This window comes from Methyloversatilis sp. MC4-4, from assembly GCF_049843555.1.
Taxonomy (GTDB): Bacteria; Pseudomonadota; Gammaproteobacteria; order Burkholderiales; family Rhodocyclaceae; genus Methyloversatilis; species Methyloversatilis discipulorum_B.
In genome coordinates, this window is the sequence record NZ_JBBHZK010000001.1 from 1,452,777 (window position 1) to 1,470,538 (window position 17,762).

A 17,762-nucleotide genomic window follows, 5' to 3' on the forward strand; every position below is an offset into this window, starting at 1 on the left:
CCATTGCGCACGAATCGATTGTTGCGACGCCGCAACATCCAGTTTCCAATAACCGTTCTCATTTACACTGCGCCGCACTTGCCCATGTTCGTGTTCCTCGCACGCGCCGGGCAGCGGACCAGCCAGCCCCATTGCGTCGCAGCAAGCCAGTCCAGCCCCCGATATCAACCTACTGGACTTGCACTGATGAAACGCTCAATCCCGCAGCAGCCGCTGACGCTGGCCGCGGCCATGCTGATGGCCCTGTCGTCCACCGCCGGCGCCGAAGAACAGAAGCCCGCCACCGACACCAATGTCCCGGTTCTGCCGGAAGTGAAGGTGCGCGACGAATACGACCGCCCGAACTCCCCGAACCGCGGCTACCAGACCGGCATCGTCACGTCGGCCAAGACCAAGCAGCTGGCCAAGGACATTCCGCAGGCGATCACCACGGTGACCGAGCAGCTGATGCTGGACAGCAACTCGGACACGATGAAGAACGCGCTGCGCCACGTCGCCGGCCTCACCTTCAACTCCGGTGAAGGCGGTCGCATCGGCGACAACATCATGCTGCGCGGCTTCTATTCCTTCGGCGACCTGTACCTGGACGGCATCCGCGACGTCGCCCAGTACAACCGCGAAACCTTCCACGTCGAACAGATCGACGTGCTGCGCGGCTCCGCCGCCATGCTGTTCGGCCGCGGCCAGGCGGGTGGCGTGATCAACCGCGTCAGCAAGCAGCCGGGCCTGGTCGACCGCACTGAAGTGTCGGCCACCGTGGGCAGCTACGACTATGGCCGCGTTACCGCCGACGTGAACAAGGTGGTCGGAGAGAACGCGGCGCTGCGCATCAGCGCCATGAAAACCGACGCCGGCAGCTCGCGCCGCGGCGTCGAATCGGAGCGCGAGGGCATCGCGCCGACGCTGCGCTGGGGCATCGGCACGGCCGACGAATTCTCGATCGGTCATCTGTACTACACGACGAAGAACGTCCCGGACTATGGTGTGCCCTTCATCAGCCGCGCGCTCGCCACGCCGATCACGCGCACCCAGGTCACTCGCCGTCCGCTGGACGTATCCGCCAGCGCCTTCTACGGCACTTCTTCGGACTACGAACAGAACGACACCAACATCAGTACCGGCATCTGGACCCACCGCTTCTCGCAGGACACCGAACTGCGCACAGTCGCCCGCTTCGCCGACTACAAGCGCGACCTGTGGGCAGTCGCGCCACGGCTGCCTGCCAACGTGAACAGCTCCACCGTCACCGACGCCACGGTGATCACCCGCGGTCGCCAGGCTCGCGGTGGCCGTGAGCACACAGTGACACTGCAGAGTGACCTGACGACCAAGTTCGAACTGGCCGGCATGAAGCACGAGGCGCTTTTTGGCGTCGAACTGCTGCGCGAGAAGGCGGATCGCTGGAGCTACACGTCGATCGCGGTGACCGCACCGACGACCACGGTCGGCAACCCAGATCCGGACGTCGCCGTTCCCGCGGCCTACGGCAATCGTGCGCGCGTTAACCCCGCAGGCTACGAGGGCGACTCCTACAGCTTCTACGCGCAGGACCAGATCGAGTTCATTCCGAAATGGAAGCTGCTGCTCGGCCTGCGTCATGACCGCATGGACGCCGACTACGCGTCGCTCGCATCGCAGACCGGCGTCACCACGGCATTCAATCTGAAGTACAACGAGTGGAGCTATCGCAGCGGCCTGCTGTATCAGCCCACCGATCTGTCGACCTATTACCTTGCGTGGAGCGATTCATTCAACCCGACCGCCGATCTCTATCAGCTGTCGCCGGCCAACATCAAGTACGACGCCGAGCGCAGCCGCACGGTCGAACTGGGCACGAAGTGGGAGCTGTTCGACGGCGCACTGTCTCTGCGCACTGCGCTGTACCGCGCGACCAAGTTCAACGAGCGAAACACCGATCTCGAACAGGCGAACTCGGCCGTGCTGTCGAAGGAACGTCACACCGACGGCTTCGAGATCGAGGCGGCCGGCCGCATCACGCCGCAGTGGGACGTGTTCGGCGGTATCGCGCTGATGCGCGCAGAGATCGACGACCAGTTCGATGGTGAACTGCTCGGCACTTTCGGGCAGGTCGTCGCCGCGGCCGGTGGCACCTTCCAGGCGGGCCAGGCCGCCAACGCCAATCGACTCGTCTATCGCGGCAAGTACAATCCGAACAGCGTCGGCGCGACACCGCGCAACACGCCGGATTACACGTTCAACCTGTGGACGACCTACCGCTTCATGCCCAACTGGCGCGCGGGTGTCGGCATCGAAGGCAAGGGCTCACGTCTGGCCTACGGTATCGGGCAGTGCGACTCGGCCGCCGCGAACGGCAGCAACGCTTGGGCTTACACCGCGTGCGCCCCGATCGCCCAGGGCCGTGCCCCCAGCTTCGTGCGTACCGATCTGATGCTGGCCTACGAACAGCCGCGCTACGACGTCCGGCTGAACGTGCTGAACGTGTTCAACAAGCGCTATTACGAAGCGCTTTACGAGAACGGCGGCTTCGCCGTTCCCGGCACCGAGCGTGCCTTCCAGCTGACGGTAGTAGTGAAGTACTGATCTTCGCCTCAGCAACAAGAGCCGGGTCGGTGGTCCGCGGACTGCCGGCCCGGCTTTTCTCTTTCAGCGCCCGCTGAGCGCACGCCAGCCCGCCATCGTCCGCTCGACCAGCGCCCATCCCGCACCGTTCTCGCACAGCCCGTAGCGGAACGGCAGCGTGTCACGCCCGGGCGTTTCGAAACGCAGGTCGCGGAAGCTGACGCAAGCGCCCCCGCCTGCGCTGCCCACGCTGTCCAGCACCGGAAACATCGCGAACCAGCGGAAGAAGGCGAAATCCGGCGCCGACCAGACCGCGCGCACCTGCTCGCGCACACCGTCGTATCCGCCATTGCCGAAGCGTTCGCGTGCTTCCCACTGCGCCAGCGCGACCGGCCGGTAGTGGGCCGAGAAGCGGCGGATCAGGTTGTCGTCGGGCCCTGCCTCGAGCAGTCCGGTACGCCGCGTGTTGATGTGCGCGATGTGGTAACGCTGGCCGTCGTCGATCACCGCGGTCCAGTTGAAAGGCGAAGCCGGCCGCGGAATCGCGTCGATAGAGACGAAGGCGATGCCCTGCTCCACCGCATGACGCCGCGCGGCCTCGATGGCTTCCGACTTGCCGACCGCGCCCACGCCGACCCAGACGCATACCGCCGCCAGGCCAAGCGCGGCCGGCAGCCGGCTGCGCCGCCGCAGCGCGCTCGCCACGAGGCCGGCAATCAGCAGCCCGGTCAGTGGCAGGTCGATGATGAAGGTGGTGCCCCAGCCGAAGCGCTGATCCGAGAAAGGCGCCAGGATCATGGTGCCGAACTGCGTGATCAGGTCGCCCAGGATGTGGATGGCGATGCCGGCGCACGCCACTGCGTAGAAGCGCCGCCAGCCGACACCGCGCGCGCGCAGCAGACGCGGCATCAGCCAGGCCAGCAGCAGCGCCCACAGCGGCAGCAGTATCAGCGAGTGCGTGACACCTCTGTGGCCGCGCAGATAGGTGAGCTCGGACACGTAGCCGAGCACGAAGTCGAGGTCCGGAAAGGTGGCGGCCAGACCGCCGGCGAGCACCGTCTGCCAGACCTTGGGCTGGCGTTCGTCGGCCGGCGCGCGTGCCATGAAGCGGCCGAGCAGCGCGCCGGACAGTGCGTGAGTCAGGGTATCCAATCGATTTTTCCGTTCAGGTACAGCTCGGATGCGTCGCAAGGACAACACCCCGGCGCACTTCGCGCCGATTGTGGCGCAGTGCACAAGAAGCAGGCGTATAATGCCGCTCCGATTCGCTTCATGGCTTGTTGATGGAATCCGCTACCGCGCTCATCGATTTGCAAGCTTCGCGCGACCCTACCCGACTGCGCGAAATCCCGTACAACTACACCTCGCTGTCCGACCGCGAAATCGTCATCCGGTTGCTCGGCGCCCGCATGTGGGACACCTTGTCCAGCCTGCGCGACGAGCGCATGACCGGTCGCTCGGCGCGCATGCTCTACGAAGTGCTGGGCGACATCTGGGTCGTTCAGCGCAATCCCTATCTCGAAGACGACCTGCTCGACAACCCGAAGCGGCAGGACGCGCTCGTGGGTGCGATGCGCCATCGGCTGCGCGAGATCGAACAGCGTCGTCAGCCCGGCAGCGACGCCGCCTCGCAGGAACGCGACCGCAAGGTGGGCGAACTGCTGGCGGCAGCCCGCAACGCGGTCGATGCCTTCGCCGCCGGCTTCGGCGAAACCCGCAAGCTGCGCAGTCGTATCCGCAAGGTGCTCGGCCGCCACACGCGCGAAGCCAACATCGCCTTCGACGGTCTGGCCCGCGTGTCGCACGTGACCGATGCCACCGACTGGCGTGTCGAATATCCGCTGGTCGTACTCTACCCGGACACCGAGGACGAGATCGCGCCGCTGGTGCGCGGCTGCATCGAACTCGGCCTCACCATCGTGCCGCGGGGCGGCGGCACCGGCTACACCGGTTCCGCGGTGCCGCTGTCGGCGAAATCGGCCGTCATCAACACCGAAAAGCTGATCGATCTCGGCACCGTCGAGCCCATGGTGCTGCCCGGTCTGTCCGAACCGTACGCGACGATACGCACCGGCGCCGGCGTGGTCACCCGCCGCGTCATGGACGCCGCCGAGAATGCCGGCCTGGTGTTCGCCTGCGACCCGACCTCGGCCGATGCCTCCTGTGTCGGCGGCAACATCGCCACCAACGCCGGCGGCAAGAAAGCCGTGCTGTGGGGCACCGCGCTCGACAATCTGGCGAGCTGGCGCATGGTCGACGCGGACGGCTGGCCGATGGAAATCACGCGCCTGGACCACAACCTCGGCAAGATCCACGACGCGCCCGTCGTGCGCTTCTCGATCCAGCGCTTCGAAACCGACGGCCGCACGCCGCGTGGCGCCGCCGAACTGCTCGAAGTACCGGGCGCGCGCTTCCGCAAGGAAGGTCTGGGCAAGGACGTCACCGACAAGTTCCTTGCCGGTCTGCCCGGCGTGCAGAAGGAAGGCTGCGACGGACTGATCACCAGCGCGCGCTGGATCCTGCACAAGCTGCCGCCGGTCACCCGTACGGTCTGTCTCGAATTCTTCGGTCAGGTGCGCGAGGCGGTGCCGGCCATCGTCGAGATCAAGGACTACCTCGACGGCCTGCCGAAGTCGGGCAACGCGCGCGTGCTGCTCGCTGGCCTCGAACATCTCGATGAGCGCTACGTACGCGCGGTCGGTTACGCCACCAAGGCACGCCGCCACGGCCGGCCCAAGATGGTGCTGATCGGTGACATCGTCGGCGACGACGAAACGACGGTGATGGCCGCAGCGTCCGAAGTCGTTCGCCTGTGCAACCAGCGCGGCGCCGAAGGCTTCATCGCCGTATCGGCCGAGTCGCGCAAGACCTTCTGGCTGGACCGCGCCCGCACCGCCGCCATCGCCCGCCACACCAACGCATTCAAGATCAACGAGGACGTGGTCATTCCGCTGCCGCGCATGGGCGACTACTGCGACGGCATCGAACGCATCAACATCGAACTGTCGATCGCCAGCAAGCTGCGCCTGTGCGATGCGCTGGTCGACTTCCTGCGCGGCGAACTGCCGCTGCATGCCGGCGACGCCAATGTCGACGCCGACGAACTGATCGGCGACCGGCGCACCCAGGCGCTGCAGCAGGTGGCGGCCGTGCGCGGCCGCTGGCAGTGGCTGCTGGACAACCTCGACCTGCCGCTGGCGCGCGCCGAACCGCTGCTGATGTCGATCGGCGTAGAGATGGGACCGCTGCTCAACCGCGCCGAAAAGCCGACCCTGTTCCACCGGCTGCAGGACTATTCGGTGCGCGTGTCGTGGAAGCGCGAGCTGAAGCCGCTGCTCGACGAAATCTTCGACGGTGCGATGTACCGCCCGGTGCTCGACCGCGTCGAAATCATCCGCAAGGAGGTGCTGCGCGGCCGCGTATTCGTCGCGCTGCACATGCACGCCGGCGACGGCAATGTGCATACCAACATCCCGGTGAATTCGGACAACTACGGCATGCTGCAGGAAGCCAATGCCGCGGTAGCCCGCATCATGGCGCTGGCGCGTTCGCTTGGCGGCGTCATTTCCGGCGAGCACGGCATCGGCATCACCAAGCTCGAATTCCTGACGCCGGAGGAGCTTGCACCCTTCATCGACTACAAGCAGCGGGTCGATCCGGACGGCCACTTCAACGCCGGCAAGCTTCTGCCCGGCGGCGATCTGTCGCGCGCCTACACGCCCTCCTTCTCGCTGCTGGGCACCGAATCGCTGATCATGGAAATGAGCGACATCGGCCAGATCGCGACCTCGATCAAGGACTGCCTGCGCTGCGGCAAGTGCAAGCCGGTGTGCTCGACCCACGTGCCGCGTGCCAACCTGCTCTATTCGCCGCGCAACAAGATCCTCGCCACCTCGCTGCTGATCGAGGCCTTCCTGTATGAGGAGCAGACGCGACGCGGCGTGTCGCTGCGCCACTTCGACGAATTCGGCGACGTGGCCGACCACTGCACCGTATGCCATCGCTGCGAGAAGCCCTGTCCGGTGGACATCGACTTCGGCGACGTATCGATCGCCATGCGCAATGCACTGCGCAAGCAGGGCAAGCGCAAGTTCAACCCGGGCACGGCCGCGTCAATGGCCTTCCTGAACGCGACCGATCCGGCCACCATCAAGACATTGCGCGTCGCCATGATGGGCGTGGGCTACAAGGCGCAGCGGCTGGGGCATCGCTTGGGCAAGGCACTCGGCCTGGTCGACCGCCAGACCAAGGCGCCGCCGCCGACGCTGGGCAAGCCGTCCATCAAGGCGCAGGTGATCCACTTCATCAACAAGCCGATGCCGGGCAACCTGCCGAAGCGCACCTCGCGCGCGATGCTGGACATCGAGGACGCCGCCATCGTGCCGGTCATCCGCGACCCGAAGCGCGCGTCCGAAGACCAGGAAGCGGTGTTCTACTTTCCCGGCTGCGGGTCCGAGCGGCTGTTCTCGCAGGTCGGTCTGGCCACTCAGGCCATGCTCTACCACGTCGGCGCGCAGACCGTGCTGCCGCCCGGCTACCTGTGCTGCGGCTATCCGCAGACCGCCGGCGGCAACGCGGAAAAGGGACAGCAGATCAGCACCTCGAACCGCGTGCTGTTCCACCGTGTCGCCAACACGCTGAACTATCTCGACATCAAGACCGTGATCGTGTCCTGCGGCACCTGCATGGACCAGCTGCAGCAGTACGAATTCGATAAGATCTTCCCCGGCTGCCGGCTGCTCGACATCCACGAGTACCTGATGGAAAAGGGCGTCAAGCTCGAAGGCGTGCAGGGCGTGCGCTACATGTATCACGACCCCTGCCACACGCCGATGAAGACGCACGCGCCGCTGAAGGTGGTGAATCAGCTGGTGGGCACGGCCGACGGCACGAAGGTGGCGCTGAATGATCGCTGCTGCGGCGAGAGCGGCACGCTGGCGGTCAGCCGGCCGGACATTTCGACCCAGGTGCGCTTCCGCAAGGAAGAGGAAATGCGCAAGGGGGCGGACGTGCTGCGCGCCGACGGTTTTGCCGGCGAGGTGAAGATACTGACCTCCTGCCCGTCCTGTCTGCAGGGCCTGTCGCGCTACGACAACGACAGCAGCACCCAGGCCGACTACATCGTGGTCGAGATGGCGCGCCACCTGCTCGGCGAGGACTGGGCCGCCCGCTACGTCGAGCAGGCCAACGCCGGCGGCATCGAGCGCGTGCTGCTTTGAAGCGTCGCGGGGGCGCGGTCAGCGGCGCTGTGCCGCGGCCGCGCCGTCGCGCAGCTCCTGCATGAAGTTCTCCAGCACCCGCTCCTCGTTCGCCACACCGGGTGCGACTTCGAGGCGCATCGTGCCGTTGCCGGCCGAGCGCTGATCGCGCGCACAGACCACGGTCGCCAGCTGCGTGCCGAAGCGCTCGCTGCGCCCTTCCTGCTGCAGGTAGCGGTTCTGCACGCGGTAGGCGTCGCGCTCCGAGCGCAGCGTCGCATTGCAGTCGTGCTGGTACAGCGCACCTTTCTGCCGTGCCTCGAGCACGTGCACGAACTCGTACACCAGGAAGGAATTGTCGGTCGGGTCCTGCAGGTCGAGATCGGCGCGTATCAGTATCTGCTCACGGTCGTGGTCGTACAGCGCAACCAGCTTGTCGCACTCGCGCGGATCGTCCGGACAGGCTTCCTCGACCAGTGCAGCCGGCGCCATCATGCGCAGCGTCGGCAGTTCGGACAGCGGCAGTTCGGGATAGCCCGACAGCGCAGCGGCGGCGCTGAACAGATAGGACAGCAGGACGGTGTCGGCCATGGCGGCGCTCCCTTGCGCGATGCGGTGTGGTCGGGGGCTTCGACACCGCAGGCGCCAGATATTTCCGCACAGGTTTGCGCAGAACTCGGGCACGCTGCCCGTGTCCCATCGCGAGCCCGGTGCCAGAATGCGCCGGCCGCAGCGTCCCCGCAAGCCGTCCGACCGGAGCCCGACATGTCCATTGCACCGCGCCTCTGCGCCAGTCTGATCGCCACTTCACTGTTTGCCTGCAGCGGTGCATTTGCCGTACCGGCCGATTCCGCCCAGCCCGGCGTGAGTGCGGCGTCGCCGCGTCTTGCCGGCAGCTGGAGCTGGACCGACCCGCAGCAGTGCAGCGAAACCTACGAGTACGCCGCCGACGGCAGCGGCCGCGTCAGCAGCGGCGACGAGCGCGCCGAAATGGCCTACATCTTCGATCCGGTGCCACTGAAGGACGGCTTCTACCGGCTGCAGGCGACCATCACCAAGGACAACGGCGGGCGCGACTGCGCCGGTGCCGCCAGCGACGACACCAACGAGCGCTACACCGTCTATCTGAAATTCCACCCCGATGGCGACCAGCACATCGTCTGCATGGAACCGGAACTGAAGCACTGTTTCGGTCCGCTGCGCCGCAAGGCGGCAAACGGAATCTGACGCAGCGGCCTACAATCGAAACATGTCGCGCTCTGCGGAGGCCGTCATGCACATCCATCGATTCAAGCAGGCCTGTACCTCTCTGCTGCTCGGCGCGGCGCTGCTCGCGGCGTCGGCCTCGCAGGCCGCGCGCATCGAAACGGCCGGCCCGCTCGCCGCACCACAGATCGTCGGGCTGTGGAGCTGGACCGACGAGTCGCAGTGCGTCGAAAGCTACGAATATCGCAGCGACGGCACCGGCCGCGTCAGCAGCGGCAACGAGCAGACCGACGTGAGCTATGTGTTTTCCAGCGTGCCGGTCGCCGACGACTTTTTCGAACTGAACGTGACCATCCGGCACAACTCCGGCGGCAAGGACTGTCTCGGGCAGAACGCCGACGACTCGGGCGAAACCTACCGGGTGTTCGTGCATTTCCGCCAGGGCGAGGACAGTCACCTCGTGTGCTACCGCCCCGACGTGACGCAGTGCTTCGGCCCGCTCTACCGGCAGGCCCTGCCCCGCTTCTGACATGAGCACGCGCCTCGCATCGCTGCTGGGCGTTCTGCTGCTTGCGGCCTGCACCACCTACGGCGGCGGCGGACCGCCGGATGGGCGCTGGCAGATCCGCGAGGTCGGCACGACGACAGTACCGGACGACGTCGACGCTCACATCGAATTCCTGCCCGAGGGCCGGCTCGCCGGGCGCGCGGGCTGCAACCGCTACACCGGAAGCTGGGCCCGCCAGGGCCACGACCTGCGCTTCGGCCGCATCGCCGCCACCCGCATGGCCTGCGCCGGCGCGGCGATGGACATCGAGAACCGGCTGTTCGAAATGATGGACAAGGTGGTGCGTCAGGACAGACCGGACGCGCGCACGCTGATCATGGTCACCGGCGACGGCCGGCGCATCGTCGCGACGCGCTGACCGACGTCGCTCAGCGCAGCAGCGACTCGACGCGCGCCAGTTCTTCCGGCGTCGCCAGCAGGCGCACGACCTCGCGCAGATCGGCCTGATCGATAAAATGCGGCGCCCGGCTGGCGACGATCTCGCGGCGCACGACGCCGCCGAAACCGATCACCAGCGCACCGGCTTCAGCCGCTTCGAGATCGGTGATGCCATCACCGACCATCACCACGCGTTCGGCACCGGCGCCAACCCGGCGCACGATTTCCGCCTTGCCACCACTGCGCGCCAGCGGAGATTCCGGGTCGAAGCCGGCGTAGTGGCCATTCGCGTCGAACCTCAGGTCGACGGCGTGCACGCGCTCGTCCGGCACGCCGAGAAAGCGCGCGATGGCCAGCACCGCCTGGCGGATGCCGCCGCTCACCACGTGCACCTGCCAGCCCAGCGCGCCGAGTGCGGCGATCGCCTCGGCAGCGCCCTCGACACGCGTCTCGATATATTGGCGGCCGACCGCGTCGATGGTCGACGCGTCGGGCTTGATCAGGTCCAGCCGCGCCGCATAGGCCTCTTCCAGCTTAAGGCGGCCTTCCATCGCAGCATTGGTCAGCGGTACCACCTGATCGACCACGCCGGCCTGTTCGGCCAGCACGTCGATGCCTTCAATCGTCGACAGCGTGCTGTCGCAGTCGAACAGGATGGCGCGCATCACCGGCTCATCTCCTGCTTAACCGTGGCGTAGCCCCAGTCCAGCCAGGGCGTCAGCGCCGCAACGTCGGCGGTATCGACAGTCGCGCCACACCAGATGCGCAGGCCCGGCGGCGCGTCGCGGTAGGCGGAAATGTCGAAGGCCGCGTCTTCCGCCTCCAGCAGCGCGCACAGACGCTGCACGATGGCCCAGCGCGCCTCCAGCGACTGCGCCTCGAACCACGGGTCGGTGATCTTCAGGCAGACCGAGGTGTGCGAGCGCACGTCCTCGCGGTCGGCCAGGAAGTCCACCCATCCGGTCTTGGCCACCCAGCTTTCGAGCACCGCGAAACTGGCCTTGCTGCGCGCGATCAGCGCCGGCAGACCGCCAAGATCCTGCGCCCAGCGCAGCACGTCGATCTGGTCCTCGACGCACAGCATGGACGGCGTGTTGATGGTGTTGCCCTCGAACAAGTCTTCGGTGAGCTTGCCCTTGTTCATCAGGCGGAACACCTTAGGAATCGGCCAGGCCGGCGTGTGGCGGTACAGCCGCTCGACCGCGCGCGGACTCAGCACGATCATGCCGTGCGCCGCCTCACCGCCCAGCACCTTCTGCCAGGACCAGGTGGTCACATCCAGCTTGTGCCAGGGCAGTTCCATCGCGAAGGCGGCCGACGTCGCGTCGCAGATCGACAGGCCGGCGCGGTCATCGGCGATCCAGTCGCCGTCCGGCACGCGTACGCCGCCCGAAGTACCGTTCCAGGTGAACACCACGTCACGGTCCCAGCTCACCGCCGACAGATCCGGCAGGCTGCCGTAGGGCGCGACCACCAGGCGTGCATTGGCAAGCTTCAGCACCGGGCCGACGTCGGTCACCCAGTTGGCACCGAAGGCTTCCCACGCGAGGCAATCGACCTCGCGCTCACCGAGCAGCGTCCACAGTGCCATTTCGACCGCGCCGGTATCCGAACCCGGCACGATGGCGATGCGGTAATCGTCCGGAATGCCGAGCACCTCGCGGCTGCGGACGATTACCTCCTTCAGCTTGGCCAGACCGTCCTTGGCGCGGTGCGAACGGCTGATGAAGGCGTCCTTGAGCACGTCCAGCGTCCAGCCCGGACGCTTGACGCAGGGGCCGGAAGAAAAATACGGGCGGGCCGGACGGGTTTCGGGCTTGGCGACAGTCATGGCGCAATACGGGGGATGCAGGGAAAGCGGGCGAGTATAGCCGCCGCCGCATTGCGGCGCAGCAGGGCGCGCGCCCGCCCGCCTTCGGCTGTGCCGTTCAGTTCGCTGCGGCGAGCGGCAGGTTCAGCAGCAGGTTCTGTGGCTTCATCTGCACCAGACCCGCTTCGTCCATCGCCAGCGCCATCCACACCGGCCGCGCTTCGCCGTCACGGCGCAGTTCGGCGCGCATTTCCTGCGGGTCGACGAAATCGAGGCGGAACAGCGCAACGATGCGGGCCATGCGGTCGGGCGCCAGTTCGCCGCCTTCGTACAGGGTGTTCAGCAGGTCCATCGCTTCGCGATCGAGGCCGATATGCCAGGCCCAGCGATCGTCGTGGATGTCCTTCTGCGGTGCGATGCGGACGGCGCAGCCGTAGAAATGCGCGATCCAGCGCTCCATCACCCGGCACAGCGCCTCCAGCCCGGGCTGGCCGACGTTCAGCGGCAGCACGGCGCGACGCCCCACCCGCGCGTACAGATCGGCTGCGTTGGCCGGATCGAGCACGTCGAGATTCGCCGCCCGCGGCGCAGCACCGGCCTGCAGGATGAGGCGGCCGATATTGCCGAAGCCGCCTGTTTCGGCGTAGTCGCCGAGCACTTCGGCGTCGGCCATCAGCACGCGGCCGGACTGTGGCGTCGCGCGCTGATTGCGAAAGAACAGTTCCGCGGCGCGCCACATCAGCGGATCGTCGCAGCCTTCCAGCAGCGCGTGCAGGATGATTTCGGTGAGCTGCGGCACGAACAGCGGCGCGATGCCGGACAGTCCGTCGAGAAAAAGCTCCAGCCAGGCCGACTCGATGTCCGGCTGCGCCAGCAAGCGGTCGCGGAAGGCGACGTAGGCGAACCAGTTGTCGCGCGCGTCCTCGTCCTTGATGGCGGCGATCTCACCGTGTTCGACGATGCGCGCAGGCGCGGCGTCGAGCGATGCCACCAGCGCACGTTCCGCGACGCAGCTGTCGTCGACGAGCGCCAGTTCGGGGCGCGACATCCAGCTGCGCAGCAGCGCTTCGGTCACGAGCAGGCGGCCGGCCGCGTTGCGCCCGACCAGCGGATGCAGCGATTCCGGCCACCAGCGATGCGTCGTCAAGCGCGGACCAGCAGTTCGCCGCGGCCGACCACGCCCATGTCGCCCATGTAGCGGCGGACCGTGCAGGCACTGGCATCCAGGGCACCGAACGCCCCCGGCAGACCTTTCCAGCTCGCGTAGAGCAGGCTGAGGAAGCCGAGACGGTGCGGACCGCAATCGACCATGCCGGGCAGCATCTGCGTCGGCAGGCTGTTCACGATCAGCGTGCCGCGCTTCATCAGGTAGCCCGGGTAGGCGCCGACCGTGCCAGCCACCGCGATGGTGCCGGCGATCATGCGCGCGCCGCAGTAGTCGCCCGCGTTGCCGCTGACCAGGATCTGGCCGCGGCGCATGCGGTCGCCCAGGCGCTCGCCGGCGTTGCCGCCGACCAGCAGCAGACCACCGGCCATGCCCTTCATTTCACCTGGAATCGCGCCGCCGGCGAATTCCGCGACGTCACCCGCCACCTCGATGCGACCGCCCTTCATGCCGGTCGCGCAGAAGGCGCCCGCGTTGCCGCTGATGGCGATGGTGCCGCCGAGCATGCCCTGACCGACGTAGGCGCCGGCGTTGCCTTCGACCGTCACCCGGCCCGACTTCATGCCGGCACCGATGCGCTCGAACTTGCCGCAGTCACCGCGGAACACGAGGTCCGCCGTGTCGTCGCCCTCAAGCGTGAACACCTCGTCGACGCGTACCGTGCGCTTGCCGATCTGCAGCGTGAGCGCCGCGATGTCGGCGACCGACAGGCCGGCCAGCGCGGTCGGGTTCAGGGCGCCGGCGTCGACGCGCTGGGCCGGTGCGTTGCGCAGGGTGAGTACCAATGCACTCATGACAGGATCTCCCGCAGGTGGTACTGGAACTGGCCGAGCTTGCCGCCGTAGTTGCCGGCCGACAGGCGGCGGATGCCGCCGGCCGCGCCGATCTTGCAAACTTCGCGCATGCCGACTTCCATCGCCTTCTTGACCGAGGCGTCGGTCAGGCCGTCGATGACGATTTCGAGCACGGCGCCGATGCGCTCGTCCAGTTCGGACTTGGTCGCGCCACGCAGCGTCGGGCAGAAGGCGTCATTGGTCGAGGCCGACAGCGCCTTGTACTTCGAGCCGACCTTGGAACCCGAACGCACGACGCCGCCCGGGAAGGGCATCACCACTTCCGGCAGCTTGCGCATTTCTCGGATGGCCGCCTCGCAAGCTTCCAGCGCCTGCACCTGGGTGTCGGCCAGCACCAGGAAGTTGCCGCCGCCGACCGCCTTCACCATGCGCGCGGTGTCCTGCACCAGGAATTCGCCGTCCATCACCGGCACGCGCCAGTAGCGCTTGCCGCCGATCTGCTTCGAGGTCTGGAAGCCGTCGCCGAAATAGCGCAGCGTCTTGCCCAGCGGCACCGGGTCGCCTTCGTCCAGACCGGCGAAGATGGCACTGGTCGGGCTGGTCAGCACGCACTGGCCGACGCGTCGCTCGATCTGCTTGATCAGTTCCTTGCTCGACACCGCGAACACCAGCACCGACACGCCCGGACGGCCGTCCGGCGTTTCCGCCGGCGACAGCACGCGCTCGATGCCCGCCTCGGCGCCGCAGGCGATGACCGAGGTCGCGAAGCCGGTCATCGCGTTGGCCGAATTGAGCGCCCAGGTTTCGTTGTACGCGGTGATGATGAGGCGGATGCCCCGCATGCCGAATGCTTCGGCGAAAGTGTCGTCGATCGCTACACCGTTGATGATCATCTGCTCAACCCCGCTTCTTGCATGCATGGGCAATCAGCTTGCTGCCACCGCCGCACTCGCACAGTTCGTCGTCGCTGATCTTGAAATTGTTCATGCGTACCGAGTGGTAGCGCTGGAAGTAGGGTTCGATCTTCTTCTCGATGCTGCGATCGAATTCCGGCTTCACCGCGTGCGTGTTGCCGCGCACCACCTTGACGATCCTGCCGTCGCGCACCACCAGTTCGCCGTCCTTGAACACCAGTTCCGGCTTCTCGAACATGCGTTCGCGATCGGCGTCCTCCTTGTAGACGACGATGTCGGCGGCAGCACCCGGGGCCAGATGGCCGCGGTCGGCCAGACCGATCAGCTTTGCCGGCGCGGCGCGCGTCATGATGGCGATCTCGTACAGCGAGTACTCGCGGTCGAGGCCGGCCAGATTGCTCATCGCGCGTGCGTCCGGGTTGATGGTGTCCAGCATCGCGTTGCGGAAGCTGCGGTCCATCAGCAGCTTGATCAGGTGCGGATAGGTCGTGAACGGCGCGCCATTCGGGTGGTCAGTGGTCAGGAACACGCGCCACGGGTCATCGACCATCAGGAAGATTTCCAGGCCGATCGCCCACTGCAGCGCGTTGACGAAATTCTGGTCCTTGTACTTGAAGGGCACGACACCGCAACCAGCGTCGCACTCGATGTCCATGATGACGGACTTCTTCGGCGAGCCGTGGTCGGCGTTGCGGTACTGCACCATGTTGTCGCCGGAGGCGGTCACCGTCTGGCCGAACAGGATCTGGCCGACGTCGGCCGTCACGTTCTTCTTCTGGTTGATCGCCTCGGCGATGCGCGCCGCGGCACTCGAAAACTTGCGGTCGCCCTCGGTGCCGTAGCTGTGGAACTGGATGTGCGTCAGGTGGATGGGCAGGCCTTCGGCCGCGTCCATGGTGCCCAGCGTGGTGTCGACGTTGCCCGGCACACCGAGGTTGCTGGCATGCACGTGCAGCGGCTTCGACACGCCGAGATCATGTACGGCGCGCGACAGCACCTTGACGATTTCGCGCGGCGTGATGCCGTAGTAGGCGTTCTGTTCGTCGAGATCGAGCTTGCGCTGGTTGAACTTGAAGGCCGAAATGCCGCCCGGGTTCACGATCTTGATGCCGACCGTCTGCGTCGCGTTCAGCGTCCAGGCGACGTAGTCGTTGATCGCCTTCTGATCTTCCTTGGCCGCCATCATGCGCAGGAAGAAATCGTCGCTGCCCAGCATGGCGTAGCCGCCGGTATCGAGAATGGGCGTATCGCCCATTTCCATGTGCGCCTGGCGCGCGTTGATCGGCAGGATGGCCGGCTCGAAGGCGGCCGTGTAGCCCATTTCGGCGTAGCGATAACCGGCCGCAAGCGTGCCGGGCGCTGCGTGACCGCAGCTCGAACGGGTCAGTTCGGTGCGCTCCAGCGGATCGCCGCGGTGATCTTCCGGCAGCATTTCGCGCGCGATATTCACCTTGCCGCCACCGATGTGGCTGTGCATGTCGATGGCCCCCGACATGACGATGCGCCCTGCGATGTTGTACTCGGCGGTGATTTTCTCGTGCTCGTTCGGTCCGGCGACGATGCGACCATCGCGCACGTAGATGTCGCGCACCTGGTCGTTCACGCCGTTGGCCGGATCGATCACGCGGCCACCGGTCAGTTTGATCAGACTCACGCTCCCACCTCCTTCATCTTGGCCACGATGGCGGCCGTCACCTGCTCCGCCGCGGGCAGCGACGACTTCTTCAGCGCCCGCAACGGCAGCGACACCACCTTGTCGGTGCGCACGAAATGCCCGGTCAGGTGCATGCCTGGCGTGGCCACCGGAATGAACACATGCGGCTCCGCATCGAGCTTCTGCGTCGGCGGCGCGATCACCACCGTGGGCAGGCCGGTCGACGGCGGCGCAACCGTGTCGTTCAGACTGGACAGCCACACCAGCGCGTCGGTTTCGCCATTGGCGACCAGGCGCGAAAGGCCGTTGTGCAGCGGGTCGAACTTCGGCGTACCGCTGGCGTAGCTGGTGCGCATCGGGAAGCCGGTCTGCCAAAGGTGCACCGCACCCATCGTCGAATCGCCGTCGTTGCCGGCCAGCGGCAGCGCGTTGCAGCGCGTCGTCACATTGAGCTTGCGGGCGATCGCCGCGATGGCGCCGACGTTCATGTCGACCTGCGGCGTGTCGAATGCGGACGCCGTCCACACCAGCACGCTGTATTTCGCCGCCAGCAATGCGTCCGCCAGCGCCTGCCAGCGAGCAAGTGCGATGCCCAGCGGCGCCTCACCGGCCACCGGCTGCTTCGCCAGCAGCGCATTGAGCACCGACAGCGCCTCGGGCATGCGCTTCTTGTCGAATTCGAACACGTCGGGCTGGCGGCCGTCCGGCGACACGCCCGGCGCGGTATTCAGACCGGCGCCCAGATAGACGATGTGGCGGCTGGTTGTATCGAAGTCGAACATCGACTCCTTCACCCACACCGTGCGCTCGAAGAAACGCGGCTGACGCGACACCGCGTCGGTACCGAACAGCACGATGAGGTCGGCGCGGTTCTTCACCTCGGCCAGCGTCGTGTTGATGCCGCCGCCGTCCTGCACGGCGCGACTCGCGCGCCAGCCGAATTCGTTGTTGATGTGTTCGACGATGCCGCCCGCCAGATCGACCAGTTCCATCGCGCCGCGCGCACCGTTCAGGTCCAGCGCCATGCCGCCGAACACCGGCTGCTGCGCGCCCGCGAGGATGCGTGCAGCTTCCGCACAGGCCTCGTCCAGCGACGCCGGCTTGCCGTCGATGCGGGCGGAAGCGTTCGTCGGAACACCACCGAGTCGAGCAAAACCGTCGCGCGCCCTGTCGCAGCCGTTGGCCACGACGGTCAGGCCGCTGCCCGCGGTATCGACGCTCAGGTCGTCACAGGCGTGCCCGCACAGCGGACAGGCCACTTCGGTGACGACGGTCGAAGTCGCTTCATTCGTCATGAGTCATCCGTTTCATCAGGTTGATAGAACCCGCAGCCCGCAACGATACAACAAGCGCAAACCTGCGACGGGCGCGCCTTCGCGCACCGCACTGCAGCATCCGGCAGGACAGACCGCACCGCGGTCAACCTGTTTCACATGCGTGACAGCGCGATCCGTAAACGACCGTCGCCCGACTGTCTTGAACGGCTTCCGGCGCCGTCGCAAAAGCCTTTGCCAGTGAGGCCGCCGAATTTGGG

At 66.6% G+C, this 17,762-nt stretch carries 14 protein-coding genes; 5 read left to right on the forward strand and 9 right to left on the reverse strand.

Translation table 11 applies throughout. The features are described from left to right. The first annotated feature begins 186 nt into the window (after positions 1–186). Positions 187–2,562 carry a TonB-dependent receptor gene (locus WDZ97_RS06715; RefSeq protein WP_425762216.1) on the forward strand — a complete coding sequence of 792 codons (2,376 nt, stop codon included), beginning with the start codon at positions 187–189 and terminating at the stop codon, positions 2,560–2,562. 63 nt (positions 2,563–2,625) lie between these two features. On the opposite strand, the gene WDZ97_RS06720 is transcribed toward WDZ97_RS06715, so the two are convergent. Beyond that, on the reverse strand, positions 2,626–3,693 hold the full coding sequence (locus WDZ97_RS06720) for a metal-dependent hydrolase (RefSeq protein ID WP_425762217.1): 1,068 nt from the start codon (positions 3,691–3,693) through the stop codon (positions 2,626–2,628). Between the two features lie 131 nt (positions 3,694–3,824). Here WDZ97_RS06720 and WDZ97_RS06725 point away from each other — a divergent pair, with 131 nt between their 5' ends. Then, positions 3,825–7,760 carry a DUF3683 domain-containing protein gene (locus tag WDZ97_RS06725; RefSeq protein ID WP_425762218.1) on the forward strand — a complete coding sequence of 1,312 codons (3,936 nt, stop codon included), beginning with the start codon at positions 3,825–3,827 and terminating at the stop codon, positions 7,758–7,760. A gap of 18 nt (positions 7,761–7,778) precedes the next feature. Here WDZ97_RS06725 and WDZ97_RS06730 read toward each other — a convergent pair whose 3' ends face one another. Beyond that, positions 7,779–8,330, reverse strand: coding sequence for a hypothetical protein (locus WDZ97_RS06730; RefSeq protein ID WP_425762219.1), 552 nt, complete (start codon positions 8,328–8,330; stop codon positions 7,779–7,781). A 174-nt stretch (positions 8,331–8,504) separates the two neighbouring features. On the opposite strand from WDZ97_RS06730, the gene WDZ97_RS06735 reads away from it, so the two are divergent. From WDZ97_RS06735 to WDZ97_RS06745, 3 genes are read left to right on the forward strand one after another with little or no spacing between them, the layout of a single operon-like run. Then, positions 8,505–8,966: a hypothetical protein gene (locus WDZ97_RS06735; protein WP_304003509.1), complete on the forward strand. Its 462-nt coding sequence runs from the start codon at positions 8,505–8,507 to the stop codon at positions 8,964–8,966. 46 nt (positions 8,967–9,012) lie between these two features. Beyond that, positions 9,013–9,474, forward strand: a complete 462-nt coding sequence (locus WDZ97_RS06740; RefSeq protein ID WP_304003510.1) for a hypothetical protein — start codon at positions 9,013–9,015, stop codon at positions 9,472–9,474. Between the two features lies 1 nt (position 9,475). After that, complete coding sequence (locus WDZ97_RS06745) at positions 9,476–9,871, forward strand: META domain-containing protein (protein WP_304003511.1); 396 nt, start codon at positions 9,476–9,478, stop codon at positions 9,869–9,871. A gap of 10 nt (positions 9,872–9,881) precedes the next feature. Here the strand turns inward: WDZ97_RS06745 and WDZ97_RS06750 are convergent, their stop codons facing one another. The 7 genes from WDZ97_RS06750 to WDZ97_RS06780 form a co-directional block, all read right to left on the reverse strand. Then, positions 9,882–10,556 (reverse strand): HAD-IB family phosphatase, encoded by a 675-nt coding sequence (locus WDZ97_RS06750; RefSeq protein WP_425762256.1) that lies wholly within the window; start codon positions 10,554–10,556, stop codon positions 9,882–9,884. Continuing rightward, the gene (locus WDZ97_RS06755; protein WP_425762220.1) at positions 10,556–11,722 is read right to left on the reverse strand and encodes a phosphoserine transaminase; all 1,167 of its coding nucleotides are present in this window, start codon (positions 11,720–11,722) and stop codon (positions 10,556–10,558) included. Before WDZ97_RS06755 ends, WDZ97_RS06750 begins: the two co-directional genes overlap by 1 nt. Positions 11,723–11,819: 97 nt before the next feature. Then, positions 11,820–12,848: a DUF6352 family protein gene (locus tag WDZ97_RS06760; RefSeq protein WP_425762221.1), complete on the reverse strand. Its 1,029-nt coding sequence runs from the start codon at positions 12,846–12,848 to the stop codon at positions 11,820–11,822. Then, positions 12,845–13,660: a formylmethanofuran dehydrogenase subunit C gene (locus tag WDZ97_RS06765; RefSeq protein ID WP_425762222.1), complete on the reverse strand. Its 816-nt coding sequence runs from the start codon at positions 13,658–13,660 to the stop codon at positions 12,845–12,847. Before WDZ97_RS06765 ends, WDZ97_RS06760 begins: the two co-directional genes overlap by 4 nt. After that, positions 13,657–14,553 (reverse strand): formylmethanofuran--tetrahydromethanopterin N-formyltransferase, encoded by an 897-nt coding sequence (fhcD, locus tag WDZ97_RS06770; protein WP_296810811.1) that lies wholly within the window; start codon positions 14,551–14,553, stop codon positions 13,657–13,659. Before fhcD ends, WDZ97_RS06765 begins: the two co-directional genes overlap by 4 nt. Before the next feature lie 4 nt (positions 14,554–14,557). Beyond that, complete coding sequence (locus WDZ97_RS06775; protein WP_425762223.1) at positions 14,558–16,228, reverse strand: formylmethanofuran dehydrogenase subunit A; 1,671 nt, start codon at positions 16,226–16,228, stop codon at positions 14,558–14,560. Continuing rightward, positions 16,225–17,523 carry a formyltransferase gene (locus WDZ97_RS06780; protein ID WP_425762224.1) on the reverse strand — a complete coding sequence of 433 codons (1,299 nt, stop codon included), beginning with the start codon at positions 17,521–17,523 and terminating at the stop codon, positions 16,225–16,227. The genes WDZ97_RS06775 and WDZ97_RS06780 overlap by 4 nt, the downstream gene beginning before the upstream one ends. Positions 17,524–17,762 lie beyond the last annotated feature (239 nt).

What these genes read in the sequence shown, in the direction of transcription:
- WDZ97_RS06715 (WP_425762216.1), top strand. Translation starts at nt 187, where the DNA reads ATGAAACGCTCAATCCCGCAGCAGCCGCTGACGCTGGCCGCGGCCATG.
- WDZ97_RS06725 (WP_425762218.1), top strand. Translation starts at nt 3,825, where the DNA reads ATGGAATCCGCTACCGCGCTCATCGATTTGCAAGCTTCGCGCGACCCT.
- WDZ97_RS06730 (WP_425762219.1), bottom strand. Translation starts at nt 8,330, where the DNA reads ATGGCCGACACCGTCCTGCTGTCCTATCTGTTCAGCGCCGCCGCTGCG.
- WDZ97_RS06735 (WP_304003509.1), top strand. Translation starts at nt 8,505, where the DNA reads ATGTCCATTGCACCGCGCCTCTGCGCCAGTCTGATCGCCACTTCACTG.
- WDZ97_RS06740 (WP_304003510.1), top strand. Translation starts at nt 9,013, where the DNA reads ATGCACATCCATCGATTCAAGCAGGCCTGTACCTCTCTGCTGCTCGGC.
- WDZ97_RS06745 (WP_304003511.1), top strand. Translation starts at nt 9,476, where the DNA reads ATGAGCACGCGCCTCGCATCGCTGCTGGGCGTTCTGCTGCTTGCGGCC.
- WDZ97_RS06750 (WP_425762256.1), bottom strand. Translation starts at nt 10,556, where the DNA reads ATGCGCGCCATCCTGTTCGACTGCGACAGCACGCTGTCGACGATTGAA.
- WDZ97_RS06755 (WP_425762220.1), bottom strand. Translation starts at nt 11,722, where the DNA reads ATGACTGTCGCCAAGCCCGAAACCCGTCCGGCCCGCCCGTATTTTTCT.
- WDZ97_RS06765 (WP_425762222.1), bottom strand. Translation starts at nt 13,660, where the DNA reads ATGAGTGCATTGGTACTCACCCTGCGCAACGCACCGGCCCAGCGCGTC.
- fhcD (WP_296810811.1), bottom strand. Translation starts at nt 14,553, where the DNA reads ATGATCATCAACGGTGTAGCGATCGACGACACTTTCGCCGAAGCATTC.
- WDZ97_RS06780 (WP_425762224.1), bottom strand. Translation starts at nt 17,523, where the DNA reads ATGACGAATGAAGCGACTTCGACCGTCGTCACCGAAGTGGCCTGTCCG.